The 20,738-nt window shown below is 63.1% G+C and carries 20 protein-coding genes; 5 read left to right on the top strand and 15 right to left on the bottom strand.

Annotated elements, in window-relative coordinates; all coding sequences use genetic code 11:
• Positions 1 to 95: 95 nt before the first annotated feature.
• From creD to GV818_RS31185, 4 genes are all read right to left on the bottom strand, one after another.
• Positions 96 to 1,472, bottom strand: a complete 1,377-nt coding sequence (gene creD / locus GV818_RS31200) for a cell envelope integrity protein CreD (protein ID WP_161758520.1) — start codon at positions 1,470 to 1,472, stop codon at positions 96 to 98.
• A 96-nt stretch (positions 1,473 to 1,568) separates the two neighbouring features.
• Positions 1,569 to 2,987: a two-component system sensor histidine kinase CreC gene (creC, locus tag GV818_RS31195; RefSeq protein WP_161778459.1), complete on the bottom strand. Its 1,419-nt coding sequence runs from the start codon at positions 2,985 to 2,987 to the stop codon at positions 1,569 to 1,571.
• Complete coding sequence (creB, locus tag GV818_RS31190; RefSeq protein ID WP_161778458.1) at positions 2,987 to 3,667, bottom strand: two-component system response regulator CreB; 681 nt, start codon at positions 3,665 to 3,667, stop codon at positions 2,987 to 2,989. The genes creC and creB overlap by 1 nt, the downstream gene beginning before the upstream one ends.
• Positions 3,668 to 3,769: 102 nt before the next feature.
• The gene (locus GV818_RS31185) at positions 3,770 to 4,270 is read right to left on the bottom strand and encodes an ATP-dependent zinc protease family protein (RefSeq protein WP_161758523.1); all 501 of its coding nucleotides are present in this window, start codon (positions 4,268 to 4,270) and stop codon (positions 3,770 to 3,772) included.
• A 237-nt stretch (positions 4,271 to 4,507) separates the two neighbouring features.
• Between GV818_RS31185 and GV818_RS31180 the strand changes: the two genes are divergently transcribed.
• A complete protein-coding gene (locus GV818_RS31180; RefSeq protein ID WP_161778457.1) occupies positions 4,508 to 5,395 on the top strand; it encodes an acyltransferase in 888 nt (295 codons plus the stop codon).
• Here GV818_RS31180 and GV818_RS31175 read toward each other — a convergent pair whose 3' ends face one another.
• The 4 genes from GV818_RS31175 to GV818_RS31160 form a co-directional block, all read right to left on the bottom strand.
• Positions 5,396 to 6,550: a glutathionylspermidine synthase family protein gene (locus GV818_RS31175; protein ID WP_161778456.1), complete on the bottom strand. Its 1,155-nt coding sequence runs from the start codon at positions 6,548 to 6,550 to the stop codon at positions 5,396 to 5,398. It abuts the gene before it with no gap.
• Complete coding sequence (locus tag GV818_RS31170) at positions 6,547 to 7,269, bottom strand: DUF1190 domain-containing protein (RefSeq protein ID WP_161758526.1); 723 nt, start codon at positions 7,267 to 7,269, stop codon at positions 6,547 to 6,549. Before GV818_RS31170 ends, GV818_RS31175 begins: the two co-directional genes overlap by 4 nt.
• 10 nt (positions 7,270 to 7,279) lie before the next feature.
• A complete protein-coding gene (locus GV818_RS31165) occupies positions 7,280 to 7,708 on the bottom strand; it encodes a DUF350 domain-containing protein (protein ID WP_161758527.1) in 429 nt (142 codons plus the stop codon).
• 138 nt (positions 7,709 to 7,846) lie between these two features.
• A complete protein-coding gene (locus GV818_RS31160; RefSeq protein WP_161758528.1) occupies positions 7,847 to 8,404 on the bottom strand; it encodes a DUF2780 domain-containing protein in 558 nt (185 codons plus the stop codon).
• 214 nt (positions 8,405 to 8,618) lie between these two features.
• On the opposite strand from GV818_RS31160, the gene GV818_RS31155 reads away from it, so the two are divergent.
• The 4 genes from GV818_RS31155 (at position 8,619) to GV818_RS31140 (ending at position 11,317) form a co-directional block, all read left to right on the top strand.
• On the top strand, positions 8,619 to 9,212 hold the full coding sequence (locus tag GV818_RS31155) for a fasciclin domain-containing protein (protein ID WP_161778455.1): 594 nt from the start codon (positions 8,619 to 8,621) through the stop codon (positions 9,210 to 9,212).
• 56 nt (positions 9,213 to 9,268) lie between these two features.
• The gene (locus tag GV818_RS31150; RefSeq protein WP_368668931.1) at positions 9,269 to 9,913 is read left to right on the top strand and encodes a sigma-70 family RNA polymerase sigma factor; all 645 of its coding nucleotides are present in this window, start codon (positions 9,269 to 9,271) and stop codon (positions 9,911 to 9,913) included.
• The gene (locus tag GV818_RS31145; protein WP_161778454.1) at positions 9,910 to 10,584 is read left to right on the top strand and encodes an anti-sigma factor; all 675 of its coding nucleotides are present in this window, start codon (positions 9,910 to 9,912) and stop codon (positions 10,582 to 10,584) included. The genes GV818_RS31150 and GV818_RS31145 overlap by 4 nt, the downstream gene beginning before the upstream one ends.
• Before the next feature lie 148 nt (positions 10,585 to 10,732).
• Entirely contained in the window at positions 10,733 to 11,317 is a 585-nt protein-coding gene (locus GV818_RS31140) for a hypothetical protein (protein ID WP_161778453.1), read from the top strand.
• A 99-nt stretch (positions 11,318 to 11,416) separates the two neighbouring features.
• Here the strand turns inward: GV818_RS31140 and fdhA are convergent, their stop codons facing one another.
• The 7 genes from fdhA to glyA all read right to left on the bottom strand — a co-directional run bounded on the left by fdhA (position 11,417) and on the right by glyA (position 20,468).
• On the bottom strand, positions 11,417 to 12,616 hold the full coding sequence (gene fdhA, locus GV818_RS31135; protein ID WP_161778452.1) for a formaldehyde dehydrogenase, glutathione-independent: 1,200 nt from the start codon (positions 12,614 to 12,616) through the stop codon (positions 11,417 to 11,419).
• A gap of 186 nt (positions 12,617 to 12,802) precedes the next feature.
• Entirely contained in the window at positions 12,803 to 13,660 is an 858-nt protein-coding gene (gene purU, locus GV818_RS31130) for a formyltetrahydrofolate deformylase (RefSeq protein WP_161758537.1), read from the bottom strand.
• A gap of 154 nt (positions 13,661 to 13,814) precedes the next feature.
• Complete coding sequence (locus tag GV818_RS31125) at positions 13,815 to 14,447, bottom strand: sarcosine oxidase subunit gamma (protein ID WP_161758538.1); 633 nt, start codon at positions 14,445 to 14,447, stop codon at positions 13,815 to 13,817.
• 135 nt (positions 14,448 to 14,582) lie between these two features.
• Entirely contained in the window at positions 14,583 to 17,600 is a 3,018-nt protein-coding gene (locus GV818_RS31120) for a sarcosine oxidase subunit alpha (protein ID WP_161778451.1), read from the bottom strand.
• Positions 17,597 to 17,926 carry a sarcosine oxidase subunit delta gene (locus GV818_RS31115; protein WP_161758540.1) on the bottom strand — a complete coding sequence of 110 codons (330 nt, stop codon included), beginning with the start codon at positions 17,924 to 17,926 and terminating at the stop codon, positions 17,597 to 17,599. The genes GV818_RS31120 and GV818_RS31115 overlap by 4 nt, the downstream gene beginning before the upstream one ends.
• Positions 17,927 to 17,940: 14 nt before the next feature.
• Complete coding sequence (locus tag GV818_RS31110; RefSeq protein ID WP_161758541.1) at positions 17,941 to 19,191, bottom strand: sarcosine oxidase subunit beta family protein; 1,251 nt, start codon at positions 19,189 to 19,191, stop codon at positions 17,941 to 17,943.
• A gap of 23 nt (positions 19,192 to 19,214) precedes the next feature.
• Entirely contained in the window at positions 19,215 to 20,468 is a 1,254-nt protein-coding gene (gene glyA, locus GV818_RS31105; RefSeq protein ID WP_161758542.1) for a serine hydroxymethyltransferase, read from the bottom strand.
• Positions 20,469 to 20,738: the final 270 nt, after the last annotated feature.

Raw genomic sequence — 20,738 nt, 5'->3', positions numbered from 1 at the left:
GGCGAAGCGCCCCCCACGGATCAACCGGAAACAACCCGCCAATCCTCAGCGCCAGGGTCTCCCCCAGGCGCTGATCCTCACGCAATCCCAACGACCTACTCACCGGCCACCTCCAGATCGAATTGCAAGGGCTTCGGCTCCTTGCGCAAGCCAATGCCATACCAGTCCAGCTTGCGGGTCAGCACCATGAACACACCCAACAGGCCGAACAACAGCAACGAACCCATCAGCAATGCATAGTCCTCGGCACTCAGCAGGCCATAAAGCAGGCCATACAACGCCGCCAGCCCTGCAGCAAAGGCCGCACCGTTGCGCCAGCTGTGCAGCACGTAGCTGACGTAGAAACCAATCAGTCCTACACAGGCCGCCGCCGACAAGGCATACGCCAGCGCGAACCCCAGGTGCTCGGACAACGACAGCAGCAACAGGTAGAAGAACGCCAGGGCCACCCCCACCAGACCGTACTGGATCGGGTGCACCGACAAACTCTTGAGCACCTCGAACAAGAAGAAGCCGGCAAAGGTCAGGCCGATGAACAACAGTGCATATTTGATCGCCCGATCGCCTTTCAGGTATTGGTCCACCGGGTCGATGAAGCTCACGCCAAAGCTGCGGCCATTGAAGTCATGGCATTGCTCGCTCACCACGCAACGCTCAAGGGCCTGCTGCAGGTTGGTGGAGAAGAATGAAGTCTGCCAAAGCGCCGAGAAGCCCTGTTCGGTCACTTCCCGTTGTACCGGCAGGTAGTTGCCGATAAAGCTCGGGTGCGGCCAGTTGGCCGTCAGCAGCACTTTGCTGGTCTTGCCCACCGGCAGTACTTCCAACTGTCCCGTGCCCTGCAGGCGCAGGTCGAAGGCGAAGTCCAGGCGGGTCGCCTTTTTCAGGTCCAACGGTGGCAGGACCACGTGCACGCCTTCATCCAGCCAACTGACAAAGGTTCCCGGGGCAAAGTCCAGGCTCTGGCCGTTGAGCTGCAGTTGCAGGGCGTTTTCAATCCCGCGGATATCGCTGATGCCCACCGCCAGGAACGGCTGCTCGAACTGGTAATCGCTGAAGTCTTCCTTGATTCCGTATTGTTCAGGTACGGCGAAGTAGCCACTGACGTGGTTGTCGGCATGGAACAGCCGCGCCTCGTAGATGCCCCGCGCCCGCAGCTCGGTCTGGGCCTTGCCTTGCAGCTCGAAGTGCTCCGGCAGGAAGAACAGCCGGCCCTGCTTCTCGTGGGTTTCCTGGTAGCGCTTCTGGGTTTTCTCGTCGGTCTTCCAGGTGCGCACGGTCTTGCGGTAGTCCACCACCATCACCGGTCCGCTGATCTGCTGCTGGGTGCTGGAGCTGCGAGCAATGTCGTCGAGCACGCCGTCACGCAGGCGCTGACGCTCGCTGATCAGGCCACTGATCATCAACAGCGGTATCAGCAACAGCAGGATCAGCAGGCCGATGGCCCCGAGTTTGAAGGTCAGATTGCGGTTCATGAAGCTCTCCCTGTTCGAATGAGGGAGAGTCTGGGACGCGGGCGTGGGGGTTTTATGGGGGCAGTGTGGAGACTCTGTGGAGAATCCCCCTGCCCGTCAGGGCAGGCGCAAAGTGACTTGTACGCCGCCGGGGACATTCTCGATGTGCATGTGGCCGCCATGCAGCTGCACCACCTCTTCAACGAAATTCAGCCCCAGGCCGGTACTCTTGCGCCCACTGTCCGGACGCGGCAGTGAGTAAAAACGCTCGCACAGGCGTGGCAGGGCATAGTCCGGAATCGGCTCGCCCTGGTTGAACAGGACAAACTCCACGCCCTCTTCCACACGCCGCGCAGTGCAACGCAACAAGCCCTGGGGCGGGCTGAAGTCCAGGGCATTGGTCAGCAGGTTGCCCAATGCCTGGCGCAATAGAAACGGCTCTCCGGACCACGTCAGGTCAGCCGGCACCTGTTGCTCCAGCTGCAATTGTTTACCCTCGATGCGCCCGTGCTGGCTGTCCAGCAGCTCCTTGAGCAACGGCGCCAGCGGCACGCTTACCCGCTCTTCCAGCCCCTGGCGCTGCTCGACTTGCGCCAGGTTCAGCAGGCGTTCGATCAACTGCTGCATGCGCGCACTTTCACTGTCGATATTGCCGACGAAGCGCTGGCGCTGCTCCGCTGGCATCTCGCTTTGCAGCAGTTCCGCCGCGCCGCGAATCGCCGCCAGAGGGCTCTTCAACTCGTGGGTCAGGGTGTGCACGTAGCGTTCGACATAGGCCTTGCCTGCCAACTGGGTCCGCATGTGCTCCACCGCGCTGGCCAATTGCGCCAGTTCTCCGCCGCGATAGTGCGGCAGCTCGGCCCGACGACCTTCGCTCACCGCCAACGCGTAAGCCGTCATCCGCCGCAGCGCAGCGCTCAGCCACCAGGACAGCAAGGCGCCAAACAGCAAGCCCATGGCGATCAGCCCCGCGCCGTACCACAGTAGGCGCCGCTCGGTGCGGTCGACGTAGGGTTGCAGCGAGCTGTTGGGCTTGGCCACGGTGACCACGCCGATGATCTCGCCGTTATCACGGATCGGTGCTCCGACGTGCATCACCGAGGAGTTGGGATCATCGGCCAGCGACCGCGACGAGCGCGCGCCGTATTGCCCACGCAGGGTCAGGTAGACATCGTTCCAGCGCGAGTAGTCCTGGCCCACCGCCAGGCCGCTGGAGTCCAGGACCACGATGCCCTTGGCGTCGGTCACGTAGATACGGTGGTTGACCTGATTTTTCGGCAGGCCCCAGATACTCGCCGCGGGCTTGCGCTCACCATAGGCGCGCAACAACTGCGGCCAGCGGTTCTCGTTCAAGGTGCCGGCCTTGAAATCATCCCGCAGGATCTCCGCCAGCAGGTTGGCGGTGTCCACCAGGGTCTCTTCGGTGGACTGGCGCACTCCCGGGCGGATCTCCTGCATCACCGTGTTGAGCACAAAATAGCCGGTCAGGCCGATGAACAGCAGATACACCAGGAAGATACGGATGCCCAGGGTCATCAGGCGTGACTCGGGCTGTAGCTGTAGCCCAGACCCCGGTGGGTCTGGATCGGCTCGGCCTGGGCCGCGACCAGCCGCAGCTTGGCCCGCAGGCTTTTCACATGGCTGTCGATATTGCGCTCGTAGCCGACGTCCGCCACCACCCCCAATGCGTCCAGCAACTGCTCACGGCTGAAGACCCGTTCGGGCTGTTCCAACAGGCATTGCAGCAGGCGGAACTCATGCCGGGTCAGGCTCAGGGGCTGGCTGCGGTAGCTGATTTGCACCCGCTCCGGGTCGATGACGAACAGCACCGGCGCCACCTCGGGAGCCGCTCGCGGAGTCATGCGCTTGAGGATCGCCTTGACCCGCGCCGCCACTTCCCGGGGACTGAAAGGCTTGACCACGTAATCGTCGGCGCCGATCTCCAGGCCCACCACCCGGTCGATCTCGCCGTCCCGGGCGCTGAGGAACATCACCGGCACCTCGCTGAAGCGCCGCAGTTGCTTGCAGGTTTCGAAACCGCTGATATCCGGCAGGCCGATATCGAGGATGATCAGGTCCGCCGGGGTCGCCCGCTGATGTTCCAGGGCCGCGCGACCCAGGCTCAGCCAGGTGGTGGTGAAACCTTCGCCCTGCAGGGCAAAAATCAGGGTGTCGGCAATCGCCGCTTCGTCTTCGACAATCAGGATATGAGGCATGGCATCCAAGCACGGAGGTTCAATGGGCGAACGGTGCCGGATGCCCCTGGCGGCGTCAATCAAACCTGCTGAAAACCTCGCCGTACTGCGTCGCTGGCCCGATCAGCAATCCGGCTTGTCCGCGGTATAGCGCCGCGCTGGGTTCACCGCCGCGCCAAACTCGCGCAAGGCCTTGGCACCGATCAGCAGCGGGTAATTGAAACTGCTGCGGTCGGTGAGGTTGACCTCCACCGTGCGCTTGATGTTGCCCAGGCACATCTCCAGTTCCACCACTGGACGCTTGGCGGCCTGGGGTTCGTCGCGGTCGTCGTCCTCGTCGGAACGGCTCTTGATCTTGCTGATCCGCGCCACCTTGTGTTCATAGACCTTGCTGCCCGCATCCTTGGTGGCCAGGCGGAAACGCACCCAGTCTTCGCCGTCACGGGTAAAGGTCTGGATGTCCTTGGCTGACAACGACGCCGTCAGGGCCCCGGTGTCCATCTTGGCCTGGAGGGTTTCGCCGATCTCCGGCAGACGGATGTATTCATAGCGACCGTACAGGGTCGGCTCGGCGGCCATCACGGGCAAGGCCAGGAGAGACAAGAGAGCAAGGACGGATTTCACGGCAGTGGGTTCCTTGGAAAAAGGGGCAGCGGGATTTTAGACCGCCGCCGCCGAATTGGTTCTGTTTGGGTCTCTGGCCTGCAAAAGCTGGCGGGCGAAGAGCCCTTCACCGACATCACACAAACTGCCAGCCAGCCTACCCGGGTCCAAGTGAAACATTCGTCAGCACACTAGAATTTGGCCTGTCCGCCGAAGCTGCTTATCATGGCGCGCTCAAAAGATTGTAAAGAGTGCCTTATGCGCCGCCTGCTCACCGGCTGTTTCGTCACCCTGCTGCTCCTGCTCAATACCCTGGTGCTGTTCGGCCCTCTGATGGTATTCGCCCTGCTCAAGCTGATCCTGCAGGGGCACCTGCGCGACTGTGCCTCCAGCGCGGTGATGTGGATCGCCGAGACCTGGGCCGAGATCGACAAGCTGATCTTCGCCCTGTGCATCCCCACCCGCTGGGAGATTCGCGGCGGTGAAGGCCTGCGGGTCGACACCTCGTACCTGGTGGTGAGCAACCACCAGTCCTGGGTGGACATCCCGGCACTGATCCAGACCCTCAACCGGCGCACACCGTTCTTCAAGTTCTTCCTCAAGAAGGAGTTGATCTGGGTGCCCTTTCTCGGCCTGGCCTGGTGGGCGCTGGACTACCCCTTCATGAAGCGCTATAGCAAGGCCTTCCTGGCCAAGCACCCGGAGCTGCAAGGCAAGGACCTGGAAATCACCAAGGCCGCCTGCGAGCTGTTCAAGCGCCAGCCGGTGACCGTGGTCAACTACCTGGAAGGCACCCGCTTCAGCCCGGCCAAGCGTGAGCAACAGGCCTCGCCCTTCCAGCACCTGCTCAAGCCCAAGGCCGGCGGCGTGGCGTTCGTCCTCGCCGCCATGGGCGAACAGCTGGACGCCATACTGGATGTCACGGTGGTGTATCCCCAGGCACGCATCCCAGGCTTCTGGGACCTGATCAGCGGCAACGTGCCCAAGGTCATCATCGACATCCGCACCCGCGAGCTGGACCCGACGCTGTGGCAGGGTGATTACGAAAACGATCTGGTGTTCCGCCAGCAGGTACAGGACTGGGTCAACCAGCTATGGACCGACAAGGACCAGCGCATCAGCGCATTGCTGGCCGAACGCAGTTGATCAATCACTGATCACATGGGGCAGGAAGCGGCTGCTGTCCTTGGTGATCGGCGAATGGTCTTCGCGAATGCCGATCCCCGCCGGCTGATCGCCGATCACCCAACTGCCAATCACCGTATGGTTGCCGGCAAACACCGGCAGTGGGTGAAACTGCTGGCGAATGCACGGCCCGCCGTAGGGCCCGGCCTCGATCAGGCGCTCGCCACCTGCGGTGCAGATCTCCACATTGGCCCCTTCCCGGGAAAAGAACGGCTTGCGCACCCAGCCCGGGCCCAGGCGGGCGGCCGGGTCGGCATCGATAAACGCCGGCAGCAGATTCGGGTGCCCCGCATGCCGCTCCCAGAGCAGGGCCATGGCGCCCTTGTTGGAGAGGATGGCCTTCCACGGCGGCTCGACAAACTGCGTGCGGCTGCCGGCAATCGCCGGGCCATAAGCTTCGTTGAACAGCTGCTCCCAGGGATAGAGCTTGAACAGGCTCTCGATGGGCATATCCAGCAGGTCGACGAAACGCCCGCCGGCATTCAGGCCGATATCTTCGATGGCGATCAGCCGCGTACCCAGGCCAGCCTGGCGGGCGATATCGCGCAGGTATTCGACGGTGCCGCGATCCTCCAGCGAATCCCTGACCGAGGCAAAGTGCATCGGCGACTTGAAGCCACCCTGGACAAACGCCTGCAGCAGCTTGTCCTCGATGCTGTTGAACTGGTCGCAACCCGCCGCTAGCTGGCCGCGTTGCAACTGCTGCTCCAGCCAGACGTACTGGAAGAAGCTCGCCTCATACAGTGAGGTCGGCGTGTCGTAGTTGGTTTCCAGCAGCTTGGCCGGGCCTGTACCGTCGTAGCACAGGTCCATGCGCCCATAGAGATGAGGGTCGCCCTGCTTCCACGACTGGCGGATCAATTCATGAAAGGCCGGGGGAATGGCCAGGCGCTGCAACAGTTCTTCACTGTCCACCACCTCGGCCACCAGGGCCATGCACAGTTCGTGCAGTTCCTGGCTCGGGTCCTCCAGGTCGTCCTCGATCTGCCGCAAGCTGAAGCGGTAGTAAGCCGACTCGTCCCAGTACGGCTCGCCGTCGAAGGTGTGGAAGGCAAAGCCCAGTTGCTCCGCCGTGGCCTGCCAGTCCGGGCGCGGGGTGCTGGCGATACGCTTCAAGAGCCGCCCCCCCAGCTGTGCCCGGAACCGAAACCGCCTCGACTGACCACCTCATGGGCACCGGCCATGGAGTCACCGGCGCGAGTGAAGCGCTCCGGACTGGAAATGCCGAAACGGCCACCGTTGCTGGCATTACTGAAGGTCTTGCCGGCCTCCACTTGCTGGGTGAGGGTGCTCAACTGCGAGCCGCCACGACCGTCGCGCTCCTTGTACAGGGCCTCGCTGAAGTAGCGTGGCTCCGGTTCCAGGCCGATCCAGCGCCAGAAACTCGAGCCGGAACTGGAAGAGCCACCATTGCCGACGCTCATCGCGCTGCCGCCACCGCTGGTGGTGCCGCTGGAACCGGAGCCGGCCTGCTGTTGCTCCTCCTCGCCGGGCTTGACCGGCACCGTGCGCTGGCTGGTCAGGGCAAAACCTTGGAAGGTCGGTATGTAGGTCCGGTTGTAGATGGAGACCTTGCAATGGCCGGGGTAGAAGTCCTCCTCGCAGTCTTGCAAGTCCTTGTAACGCGGGGCCACCACGTCACTACGCTCCCAGGCGTCGTCGCGGGCTGACTGGCAGATATCCAGTGAAATCTGCGCCTGCTCACATTCCTGCGGGCTGGTGAAATGCTGGACTTGGCGAACCTCTCGAGTCGCCTGGGGCTGGCCGTCACAGGCGGCCAGGGCGAACGGCACACTGCCCAGCAGCACCAGGCGCACGCTTTTACTGCGTTTCATGCCGGCGCCCTCAGACTGATGGGGTCATGCAGGCCGCGTTGAGCAGGCCGACACCGACAGAGACCGAAGCCACCAGGATCGCCGCGGCGTTTTCCTGGTTGGCGATGCGCTGGGACAGCCCCTTGAGGGTCAGGCTGACGACAAAGAACGCCAGCAACTGCACCACCGAGGCGATACCGGCCCAGAGCAGGAAGTCGATGATCGAAATGGAATGGGAAATCGCGCTGGCCACCGGGATTGCAAAGCCCAGCAAGGCGCCGGACAGGGCGATGGCGGCGGCGCTGTTGCCCTGGCGGATCAGGGCGAATTCGTTATAGGGGGTCAGACGCGTGTAGATGAACGCGTAGAGGGCAAAAACCAGGCCGGCGCCCAGCATGTAGAGCATGAAACCGAGCACCGCATCGGCGGGCAGAGACATCTTCAGTGCATCCATGAACATCGCGTTCAAGCTTCCTTGGAAAACGGGGCGCGAGATATAGCACAGGCCCGATTCGGCGAAAACTCCGAGATAGGCACTGCTGCCCGTTTCAAGGATCAAGGGCAGCCCCGACGCACCCGGCGCCGGGGCCCCAGGGCGTTACTTGGCCACGCCCCAGATGCCGCTCAGGCTTTGCAGCAAGGAACCACCGACGCCCTGCTGGCCCAGGTACTGCAGGATCACCGGGGCAAACTGGCCGATCATGCCACTGTCCATGCCCAGGGCACCAAAGGCGTTGTTCAGGTCATTGGTGTCTTTGACATTGCCCAGGGCACTGTCCAGGCCGGCGGATTGCCCTGAAGACTGGCCGAGCAGGCCACTCAACGCGCCCAGGCCGTTACTGCCCGAGAGCTTGTCCAGGCCCGGCACGCTTTTGCTCAGTTGCGAATAGTCGGATCCGCTCAGTTGATTCTTCGCCAGGCCAAGCATGGCGCCAGTGCCGCCGATGGCTTGCTGCGGGGTGATATTCAATTGCGAGCCCAGCGAACCCAGCAGGCCGGCGGTTTGTGAAGTCGGTGCTGCAGCAGCGGCCTTGTCGCCACCCTGCATGCCGGAAATGGCATTGGCTGCATCGTTCAGGCTGAAACCGCCGGCCAAAGCCGAACCGGCGGCCAGGGTCATCAGGGTAGCCAGGGCAAAACCGCGTGGAATATTCATCGAAACAACCTCATGGGGCGATAAACCAACCGTGTTCGGGTGGAGGGAAAACAGCCTTTTGACTGGATGTCACCGCGAATGTTCCGAGACGCCTCAAGATCAGTAGCGGCTGTTTGAAATCTAGTTGATAAACCTCGCATCCAGTGTCCGACGGTCTGCGTATATCTCGCACGGACAGAAAATGCCTGGCCGCTTTCCCACAAGGATCACCACCATGAAGCGCAATTCGATCAAGACTCCGTTGATTGCCAGCTTGTTGACCCTGAGCCTCGCCAGCGGCCTGGCCATGGCCACCGCCCAGGCCGCCGAAATCAGCCACGACACCGTGATGGTCGGCGGCCAGGCCATGCTGCCGGCCAAGGACATCATCGATAACGCAGTCAACTCCGCCGATCACACCACCCTGGTGGCCGCAGTCAAAGCCGCCGGGCTGGTCCAGACCCTCAAGGGCAAAGGGCCGTTCACCGTATTCGCCCCCATCAACTCGGCCTTCGCTGCGTTGCCCGCCGGCACAGTCGACACCCTGCTCAAGCCGGAGAACAAGGCCACCCTGAGCCACATCCTCAGCTACCACGTGGTGGCCGGAAAACTGGACATGATGGAGCTGGCCAAACGCATTCAGGCTGGCGGCGGCAAGGCCGAACTGACCACGGTCGCCGGCGGCAAGCTGTGGGTGATGATGAATGGCCCGCACAACATCCAGATCAAGGATGAAAAAGGCGGCGTCGCCGACATCACCACCTACGATGTGTACCAGTCCAATGGCGTGATTCAGGTCATCGACAAAGTACTGCTGCCAAAAAGTTGAGCCATGGGTGCCGGCCCCTAGGCATCGGGGCCGGCCTCTGCCTGAGGTAGATGATCGTGAATGGAACAACGGCCCACCCTGGACTAATCTCTGGCGGCACCTGCCGTTGCCAGCCGTTGTCCATCCTCTTGTCACTCGCCAGGAGAACCGCCATTTCCACCCTCGACCCTGATCAGCTCAGGCACCTGCTGGCCCAGTGTTCACTGGGTGATCGCCGCGCCTTTGAAACCCTGTACCGCAGCGTTGCCCCACGCCTGCACGGCATCGCCCTGCGTTTCATGGGACGTCGCGACCTGGCAGAGGAAGTGCTGCAGGAAAGCTTCGTGCGTATCTGGAACAACGCCTCGCGCTACCAGTCGCACTTGTCCGCGCCCTTGACCTGGATGATCAACATCACCCGCAACCAGGCCATCGACCAGCTGCGCAAACACCGCGAACGGCCCTTGGCCGAGCATGAAGAGCAACAACTGGTGGATACAACGCCCTCGGCCCACGATCAATTGCACAGCGCCCGCGAAGCCCAGGCCCTGAACCGCTGCCTGGAAAGCCTGGAAGGCATGCAGCGCCAGTCCATCACCGTGGCCTACTTCCAGGGCCTGTCCTGCTCGGAGCTGGCAGAACACCTGGCCGCGCCCCTGGGCTCGGTGAAATCCTGGATTCGACGAGGCATGGAGCGCCTGCGCAGGTGCCTTGAATCATGAACTATCAAACCCCTGAACGGCGCCGCGCCCTGGCTGCCGACTACGCCATCGGCCTGATGCAAGGTGCTGCCCGCCGACATTTCGAGAGGCTGTTGCTGGACGATGCCGCCCTGCGAGAAGAACTGGCGAAATGGCAGGAAAGCCTCGCCAGCCTGACCGAGGCCATCCCCGAGCAGGGCGTGCCGGAACACCTGTGGCAGGCCATCCAGGCGCGCATCGAACCCCAGGTCCTGCATGTACCGAAGAAGAATCCACTGTGGATGCGCCTGCGCCTGGCGTTTGCCACCTGCGCGGTGCTGGCAACTCTGTACATCGGTTTCATTCACCAGAGCGACAGCGTGCGCTACAGCGCTACCCTGCTCAGCGCCGATCAACAGCCGGCCTTGCAGATCAAGGCCCATGCCCAGTACCTGCAAGTCGAACCCTTGACCCTGGCCGCCGTCGGCCTGGACCGCAGCCTGGAGCTCTGGGCGATCCCCGCCGATGGCCAGCCGATTTCCCTGGGCGTGGTGCCCGTGGGAGGCAAAGGCAAGATCAACCTGAGCCCGGCGCAGCGCGAACTGCTGGGCACCCCGATCGCCCTGGCGGTGAGCCTCGAACCCCACGGCGGCTCGCCTACCGGACAACCCACCGGGCCAGTGCTGTACCAGGGACAATTGGCGGCGCTCTGACGGGCGTCTTCGCCGGCAAGGCTTGGCTTGTGTAGGAGCTGGCTTGCCAGCGAAGCAGCCAACGCTAAACTCCCCTGCCCACTCACCAACAGGGTCTGCGCCAGCCTGAAGTTGCCGCGCGAGCCCCACACACCTTTCGGCGTCTCAAGTGAAACCATCCCCCATCAGAGCGACTCTCTACGGCTGCATCGCCCTGGCCCTGGCCATCCCCCTCGTCATCTGGACCCTCGGCCGCCCCGTCGACGGCAACCGCTGCACGGACGCGACCCGAGCCTCCGGCCCCCTGACCGAGGTCATCAGCCAATACTTCCAGGAGACCCACGGCGCCGCCTGGCAAGAGGAAATCAGCTCACTGATCATTCTCGAAGTCCCGGAGGCCCAAGCTCTGGCTCGCCAGGCCCAGGCCCACTACTGCGAAGCCCTGGGCCTGCTGGAAAACCCGCAACGAGCGCCCACGGAAAAATTTCATACCGCAGTGCTGATGCTCTCACTGCCCATCGACTACTACCTGGATTTCATGGACCGCAGTCACGCGCTGTATCAGCGCGGGCTCATCGATCAATCAGTCCTCACCATGGTGCTGCTCCCAAGAAGCACGGCGCTGAATTACTGGTGGCTGCCCCAGTGGCGGTCACGCTTCCTGCGGGATGCGCCAGGGATTTTTAGCGATGCCCACATGGAGGAGATCCTGAGTGGGGAACACTGGTTCGACTACCCGGGCCGGGGTTACTGACCAGCCATCGCTGGCTTCGAGTGCGGTCCGCCCTGGTCTGCGCCCTGAAACGCCAAAGGGCGACCCGTGGGCCGCCCTTTGCTCCTATTGCCGCAAGCCTCAGGCGGCGCTGAACAGCTTGTGCGGGTCGATGACGAATTTCTTCGGCACGCCGGCGTCGAACTCGCCATAGCCACGCGGGGCGTCGTCGAGGCTGATGACCTGCACCCCCACCACTTCGGCAATGTTGATGCGATCCCACATGATCGCCTGCATCAGTTGGCGGTTGTACTTCATCACCGGGGTCTGGCCGGTGTGGAAGCTGTGGGACTTGGCCCAGCCCAGGCCGAAACGGATGCTCAGGCTGCCGATCTTCGCTGCGGCGTCCACGGCGCCCGGGTCTTCGGTGACGTACAGGCCGGGAATCCCGATCTTGCCCGCCACACGCACAACCCCCATCAGCGAGTTGAGCACGGTGGCCGGGGCTTCGTGCTGGGCACCGGCATGGCCGTGGCCACGAGCTTCGAAGCCTACGGCGTCCACTGCGCAGTCGACTTCCGGCTCACCCAGCAAATCGGCGATCTGTTCGTGCAGTGGGGTGTCCTTGGACAGGTCGGCAATTTCAAAGCCCTGGGCCTTGGCGTGGGCCAGGCGCACCGGGTTGACGTCACCGACGATCACCACCGCGGCCCCCAGCAAGCGCGCGGACGCCGCAGCGGCCAGCCCCACCGGGCCGGCACCGGCCACGTAGACGCTGCTGCCCGGACCAACACCGGCCGTCACAGCGCCGTGGTAGCCAGTAGGCAGGATGTCGGAGAGGCAGGTCAGGTCGCGGATTTTCTCCATGGCCTTGTCGCGATCCGGCAGTTTCAGCAGGTTGAAGTCGGCGTAAGGCACCAGTACATATTCGGCCTGGCCACCGGTCCAGTCGCCCATGTCGACATAGCCATAGGCACCGCCGGCGCGGGCCGGGTTGACGGTCAGGCAGACCCCGGTGTGTTGCTCCTTGCAGGAACGGCAGCGCCCGCAAGCAACGTTGAATGGCACGGAAACCAGATCACCAATCTTCAGGTTCTCGACGTCGCTGCCCTTCTCGATCACCTCGCCAGTGATTTCATGGCCGAGCACCAGGCCGACCTGGGCGGTGGTACGGCCGCGGACCATGTGTTGGTCCGAACCGCAGATATTGGTGGAGACCACGCGCAGGATGACCCCATGTTCGATCTTCTTGCCGCGCGGGTCCTGCATTTTTGGATAGTCGATTTTCTGTACCGCGACCTTGCCGCCGCCCAGATACACGACACCACGATTACCAGACATGCTTTCACCTCGCTGTTGTTGTTATGGAACCGCGTTACCCAAAGGGGGAACACGTGGATTGCTCGGGTACAGATGCTGTTTCGTTTTCACAATCGCTTTCGCGAGCAAGCTCGCTCCTACGGGAGTCACACCATCCATGTAGGAGCGAGCTTGCTCGCGAAGGGCTGCACAGCAGCCCCTAAATCATCAGAGCACCACCGTCCGGTTGCCGTTCAAGAACACCCGCCGCTCGATGTGATACCCCACCGCCCGGGCCAGGGTCAGGCCTTCGATATCCCGGCCCTTGGCGATCAGGTCTTCGGGGTAGTAGCTGTGGTCCACCACCTCCACGCCCTGGGCGATGATCGGGCCTTCGTCCAGATCGTTGTTGATGTAGTGCGCCGTGGCGCCCACCAGTTTCACGCCCTTGTTGTAGGCCTGGTGATAAGGCTTGGCGCCCTTGAAACCCGGCAGCAGCGAGTGGTGGATGTTGATCGCCTTGCCATCGAGCTTGCGGCACAGCTCCGGCGACAGCACCTGCATGTAGCGGGCAAGAATCACCAGCTCGGCGCCGGACTCCTCGATCACCTGCCACACCTGGCGCTCCTGGGACGGCTTATCGTTGGGGTCGAGGGGGAAGTGGTGGTAGGGAATCTGATGCCAGTCGGCCAGGGGCTTGAGGTCCGGGTGGTTGGACACCACCGCCACCACGTCCATGGGCAACTGGCCGATGCGCTGACGGTAGAGCAGGTCGTTGAGGCAGTGGTCGGCCTTGGAGACCATGATCACCACCTTCGGCCGGTAATGCGGCGCGGTCAGTTCGAAGTTCATCGCGAAGGCCTTGGCCCGCTCTGCCAGGCCCTGGCGGAAGCCTTGTTCGTCGAGGCCGTCAGGCTGGCGGAACTCCACACGAATGAAGAAGCGGCCCGAGAGCCGGTCGTCGAACGAGTGGTGCTCGGTGACGTAGCAGCCCTGCTCGAACAGAAAGCGGGTCACCGCGTCCACCGTGCCGAGCACGCTGGGGCAGTCGGCGGTGAGGATCCAGGTATCGGGGGCGCGGCTCATACGGGATAACTCCTGTTCGTTAAGGCAACCGCAGCGCGGTCGATTCTCGTAGGAGCGAGCTTGCTCGCGAAGGACGGATGTCCCGCAAGACCACAGTGCCCTTGGATCTTTCGCGAGCAAGCTCGCTCCTACCGATCAAAGCCAAAGCCGGGCGTCAGGCCTGGACGCTCAGGCCGTATTCGGCCGCGGCATCCTGCAGCCACAGCCACCAGTAATCGGAGAAACTGCGGCGAATCAGCAGTTCCCAGGTGTCTTCAGCGGTGTGGCGGATCACCAGTTGCGACTTGGCGAACACCGTGCCCACCGCCTTGCCCACGGGGAAGTTATTGGGGTGCACGTCGTAGCTGGTGGATTTCATCAGCACCTGGCGCACATTGGGGCCGGACAGTTCGAGGATCTGCTGGCCGCCGCTGACGTTGACGATCTGGATATGCAGCTCGCCCAGGGCCGCGCGCAGGTTCTGCTCGGCGGCAAACTCTTCGCCGCTGGGCACGATCAGCAGCCACTCATCCGGGCCCAGCCATTGCAGGCTGGTTTCACCCTTGATGATGACGCTCAAGGCACCCGGCAATTCGATGCCCAGGGCCTTGTGCACGCCGGCGGCGAAGGCCGGATCATGGCCGTCGCCACGGATCGTCAGATGGCCGAGGAGTTTCTTCTCGCGCAGGGTGACCCCGGCGTTCTTGCGGCCCTTGCCCACCAGGCTCGGCAGGTCGGCGTGGTGCAACGACGACTCGGCCTTGGCTCCGGTGGTGGGGCGCTGTTGGTAAACGTTGACTGCGGTCATAGAGCACCTGTCCTGAATTCTGTTGATAACACCCTGTAGGAGCCGGCTTGCCGGCGAAGAGGCCCTTGAGCCTTGTGCCAGCCCTGAGGCCGCCTTCGCTGGCAAGCCAGCTCCTACACAAGCCAGCTCCTGGCCCTAAATGTTCTGGCGATCGCCCTTGGGATCGAAGAACACCGAGGAAACGATTTCCGCCTCGATCACCCGGCCATCGGCCAGCGGCGCGAAGACCCGCTCGCCCAGGCGCTTGAGCCCGCCCTTGACCACACCCAGGGCAAACGAATAACCCAGGGAGTTGTGGGCATAGCTGGAGGTCACGTGGCCGACCATGGTCATCGGGATCGCCTGCTTGGGGTTGAACACCAGCTGCGCGCCTTCCGGCAGCCATTGGCTCGGGTCGATCGGCTTCAGGCCCACCAGTTGCTTGCGCTGGTCACGCACGCAGTCTTCGCGGTTCATCCCGCGCCAGCCGATCCACGAGAACGGCTTGGTCCGCCCCACGCACCAGCCCATGTTGAGGTCGTCCGGGGTCATCGAGCCGTCGGTGTCCTGGCCGACGATGATGAAGCCCTTCTCGGCCCGCAGCACGTGCATGGTCTCGGTGCCGTAGGGGGTCAGGTTGTATTTCTTGCCAGCCTCGACGATCTGTTCCAGCACGCCCATGGCGTAGTCGGCCTGGATGTTGACCTCATACGACAGCTCACCGGTAAACGAGATGCGGAACACCCGGGCCGGCACGCCGCCCACCAGGCCTTCCTTCCAGGTCATGAACGGGAAGCCGTCCTTGTCCAGGTCGATGTCGGTGACTTCGCTGAGCAGCTTGCGGCTGTTCGGCCCGGACAGGGTCATGGTCGCCCAGTGGTCGGTGACCGAGGTGAAGTACACCTTCAACTCTGGCCATTCGGTCTGCTGATAAATCTCCAGCCACTGCAGAACCCGCGCAGCACCGCCGGTGGTGGTGGTCATCAGGAAATGGTTGTCGGCCAGACAGGCCGTGACGCCGTCGTCGAAGACCATGCCGTCTTCCTTGCACATCAGGCCGTAGCGGGCCTTGCCGACGTCGAGCTTGGTCCACGCGTTGCTGTAGATACGGTTGAGGAATTCCCGGGCATCCGGGCCCTGGATATCGATCTTGCCCAGGGTCGAGGCGTCCAGCAGGCCGACGCTGTCGCGTACTGCCTGGCATTCGCGCTTGACCGCGGCATGCAGGTCTTCGCCGTTCTTCGGGAAGTACCAGGGGCGTTTCCACTGGCCGACATCTTCGAACTCGGCGCCATTTTTCAGGTGCCAGTGATGCAGCGCGGTGAAACGCACCGGCTCGAAAATGTGCCCGCAGTGACGGCCGGCTACGGCGCCGAAGGTCACTGGGGTGTAGTTCGGCCGGAACATGGTGGTGCCCATCTGCGGGATGCTCACGTTCAGCGAGCGGGCCGCGATGGCCAGGCCGTTGACGTTGCCGAGCTTGCCCTGATCGGTACCAAAACCCAGGGCGGTGTAGCGCTTGACGTGCTCCACCGACTCGAAGCCTTCGCGGGTCGCCAGTTCGATGGCGGCGGCGGTGACGTCGTTCTGCAGGTCGACGAACTGCTTCGGTGCACGGGCGGTGCCTTTTTCATGGGGCACCTGGAACAGCGCCAGCGTCGGCTCTTCCAGACGGCTCAAGGCTTTCGGCAACAGGCCTTCCACCGCCTTGAACCCGGCTTCGCTGGCTGCGCGCACGCCGCCTTCAAAACCGTCGGCCAGGGAATCACCAAGGCCGTAGACACCGTTGATGCCACCGACACACACGCGCTTCTGCGGAGCTTCGCCCGGTACGAAACCGAGGATGTCTTCACGCCAGGTCGGCTTGCCGCCCAGGTGCGAAGCCAGGTGCACCACTGGGCTGTAGCCGCCGGAGCTGGCAATCAGGTCGCAATCGAGCCACTCGCCCGGGCTGGTGACCTTGTGCGCCTTGACATCGATGGCCGCGACGCGAGCGCCGGTCACATGCTTGCTGCCACGGGCTTCGATCACGGCACTGGAAGTGAGGATGCGAATGCCCTTGGCACGGGCTTCTTCCACCAGCGCGCCGCGCGGGTTATGCCGCGCATCGGCAATAGCCACCACTTGCAGGCTGGCGTCGAGCCAGTCCAGGGCCACGCGATAGGCGTGATCATTGTTGGTGGTCAGCAGCAGTTTCTTGCCCGGCGCCACGCCATAACGACGCACGTAGACCGACACCGCACCGGCCAGCATGTTGCCCGGCACATCGTTGTTGCCATAGACCAGCGGACGCTCGCAGGCACCGGTGGCGAGCACCACCCGCGTAGCGCGAACACGGTGGATGCGCTGGCGCGCCTGGCCGATCGGCGCACGGTCACCGAGGTGATCGGTGAGGCGCTCGTGAATGGTCAGGAAATTGTGGTCGTGGTAGCCGTTCACCGTGGCCCGTGGCAGCAGGGTCACTTCCGGCAGGGCCTTGAGCTCAGCGATGACGCTGGCGACCCACTCGGCCGCCGGCTTGCCGTCCAGGCTTTCGCGGCTGTCCAGCAGGCTGCCGCCGAACTCTTCCTGCTCGTCCGCGAGGATCACCCGCGCACCGCTGCGCGCGGCAGCCAGGGCTGCCGCCAGACCGGCCGGACCGCCGCCGACGATCAACACGTCACAATGACGGTTCATGTAGTCGTAGGTATCCGGATCGTTCTCGGTCGGTGAACGACCCAAGCCTGCCGCCTTGCGGATGTACTTCTCGTAGGTCATCCAGAACGATTGCGGGTACATGAAGGTCTTGTAGTAGAAACCCGGCGGCATCAGCTTGCCGCCGACCTTGCCGAGAATCCCCATCATGTCGTTGTTCACGCTCGGCCAGCCGTTGGTGCTGGTGGCGACCAGACCTTGATACAGCGCCTGTTGCGTGGCGCGTACGTTGGGGATCTGGGTGGCTTCGGTGGCGCCGATCTGCAGCACCGCGTTCGGCTCTTCAGCACCGGAGGCAAAGATGCCCCGTGGCCGGGAGTACTTGAAGCTGCGGCCGATGATATCGACGCCATTGGCCAGCAGCGCAGCGGCCAGGGTGTCGCCCTCAAAGCCTTTGTAGCCCTGGCCGTTGAAGGTGAAACTCAACACCTTGTTGCGGTCGATCCGTCCACCGTTGGACAGGCGATTGCTCTGGCTCATACCTTCTCTCCCAGCGCCGTGGTGGCCGCTTTCGGGCTCTCGGTCTTGTCGGTGAATTGCGGTTTACTGCCAATCTTGTAGGTTTCGAGAATCTCGTAGGTCACGGTGTCGCGGGTGGCGTTGAAGTACTGGCGGCAACCGGCGGCGTGAATCCACAATTCGTGGTGCAATCCACGCGGGTTATCGCGAAAGAACAGGTAGTCGCCCCACTCCTCGTCGGTGCAGGCATTGGGGTCCAGCGGGCGCGGGATGTGCGCTTGGCCGGAGCCGTGGAATTCCTCTTCGGAGCGCAGCTCAAAGCAGTGAGGACAGAAGATATGCAACATAGAGGTGCCTCCTGTTAGTGGGCGACAGCGGCAGCGCCGTGTTCGTCGATGAGCGCGCCGTTGTGGAAACGGTCAATGGCGAAAGGCGCCGCCAACGGGTGCATTTCACCCTTGGCCAGACTCGCGGCAAACACGTTGCCCGAACCCGGCGTAGCCTTGAAGCCACCGGTGCCCCAGCCACAGTTGAAGAACATATTCGGCACCGGGGTCTTGGAAATGATCGGGCAGGCGTCCGGCGTGGTATCGACGATGCCGCCCCACTGGCGGTTCATGCGCACCCTGGAGAGGATCGGGAACATCTCGACGATGGCCTGGATGGTGTGCTCGATCACCGGGTAAGAACCGCGCTGGCCATAACCGACCCAGCCGTCGATACCGGCACCGATCACCAGGTCGCCCTTGTCGGATTGGCTGATGTAGCCATGCACCGCGTTGGACATGATCACGCTGTCGATGATCGGTTTGATCGGCTCCGACACCAGCGCCTGCAGCGGGTGGGATTCGATTGGCAGGCGGAAACCGGCAAGCTTGGCCATGTGCCCGGAGTTACCGGCGGTGACCACGCCGACGCGCTTGGCGCCGATAAAACCCTTGTTGGTTTCAACACCGATGCACACGCCGTTTTCTTTACGGAAGCCGATCACTTCGGTCTGCTGGATCAGGTCCACGCCCAGGGCGTCGGCGGCCCGGGCAAAACCCCAGGCCACGGCGTCGTGACGGGCCACGCCACCGCGTCTTTGCACGGTGGCGCCGAGTACCGGATAACGGGTGTTCTTCGAGCAATCCAGGTAGGGAATCTCGTCCGCCACCTGCTGGGTATTGAGCAGTTCGCCGTCGATGCCGTTGAGGCGGTTGGCGCTGACCCGGCGCTCGGAGTCACGGATGTCCTGCAGGGTGTGGCATAGGTTGTAGACCCCACGCTGGGAGAACATCACGTTGTAGTTGAGGTCCTGGGACAGGCCCTCCCACAGTTTCATCGCGTGTTCGTAGAGTTGCGCCGACTCGTCCCACAGGTAGTTGGAACGCACGATGGTGGTGTTGCGCGCGGTGTTGCCGCCGCCCAGCCAGCCTTTTTCCACCACCGCAACGTTGGTGATGCCGTGCTCCTTGGCCAAATAGTAGGCGGTCGCCAGGCCGTGCCCGCCACCGCCGACGATGACCACGTCATAGACTTTCTTCGGGGTCGGCGTGCGCCACATGCGCTGCCAGTTTTCATGGTGGCTGAGAGAGTGCTTGAAGAGGCCGAAGCCTGAATAGCGTTGCATAGTCATTGCTCCAGTTGCGGCTCTCAGCGGTAAACCGGGAAATCAGCGCACAGGGTCGCCACCTGGCGGGCGACATTGGCCTCGACGTCGGCATCACCGAGGTGGTCGAGAATGTCGCAGATCCAGCCGGCCAGTTCGGTGCACTGGGCGACCTTGAAACCGCGGGTGGTGACTGCCGGGGTGCCGATGCGCAGGCCGGACGTCACGAACGGCGACTGCGGATCGTTAGGCACAGCGTTCTTGTTCACGGTGATGTGGGCACGGCCCAGAGCGGCATCCGCCTCTTTGCCGGTCAAGCCTTGACGGATCAGGCTGACCAGGAACAGGTGGTTGTCGGTGCCGCCGGACACTACATCGTAGCCGCGTTTGATAAATACGCCGGCCATCGCCTGAGCGTTGTCGATCACTTGCTTCTGATAGGCCTTGAAGCTCGGCTCCAGCGCCTCCTTGAAGCACACGGCCTTGGCCGCGATCACATGCATCAACGGGCCGCCCTGGCCGCCGGGGAATACTGCGGCGTTGAATTTCTTTTCCAGCTCTTCATTGGCCTTCGCCAGGATCAGCCCGCCACGGGGACCGCGCAGGGTCTTGTGAGTGGTGGTGGTGACCACGTCGGCGTAAGGCAGCGGGTTCGGATACAGGCCGGCTGCGACCAGACCGGCAACGTGCGCCATATCGACAAACAGGTAGGCACCGACCTTGTCGGCAATCTGCCGGAAGCGCGGGAAGTCCAGGGTCTTGGAATAGGCCGAGAACCCCGCAATGATCATTTTCGGCTGATGTTCCACCGCCAGGCGCTCGACCTCGTCGTAGTCGATCAACCCGGTGTCGGTATTGATGCCGTACTGCACGGCGTTGTACAGCTTGCCGGAGAAACTCACCTTGGCACCGTGGGTCAAGTGACCGCCGTGGGCCAGGCTCATGCCCAGCACGGTGTCGCCAGCCTGCAACAGGGCCAGGAACACCGCAGCGTTGGCCTGACTGCCGGAGTGTGGCTGGACGTTGGCGTAATCGGCGCCGAACAGCTGCTTGGCGCGCTCGATGGCCAGGGCCTCGACCTTGTCCACGTGCTCGCAACCACCGTAGTAGCGCTTGCCCGGATAGCCTTCGGCGTACTTGTTGGTCAGGCCGCTGCCTTGCGCCTGCATCACCCGCTTGCTGGTGTAGTTCTCCGACGCGATCAGCTCGATGTGATCTTCCTGGCGTTGCTCCTCGGCATTGATCGCCGCCAGCAGTGCATCGTCGTAACCCTGGATCTGATCTTGCTTGCTGAACATCACGTCTCTCCCAGCGGCGGCGGTGCGCCTTTCGTCTCGGTGAGGCCAGCCCGCAAGCTGTGCCCTTTGGATGCGATGGTATGACCGGGACGGCGAACCCAAATGCCTATGGACGCCACGCAAAGGTGCGTTTACGACATGCCCTGGCGCCCACGGACAAATGCCAGCCCGCGCCACCTGTCAACGGCTCTGGATCGGGCCTGTCCCCGCCTCCCCCGCCCCGTAGGAGCTGGCTTGCCGGCGAAGAGGCCCTCAAGCCCTGCACAAATC

Source organism: Pseudomonas sp. Fl4BN1 (assembly GCF_009908285.1).
Lineage (GTDB): Bacteria > Pseudomonadota > Gammaproteobacteria > Pseudomonadales > Pseudomonadaceae > Aquipseudomonas.
This window is presented reverse-complemented; position numbering and strand designations above follow the sequence as displayed.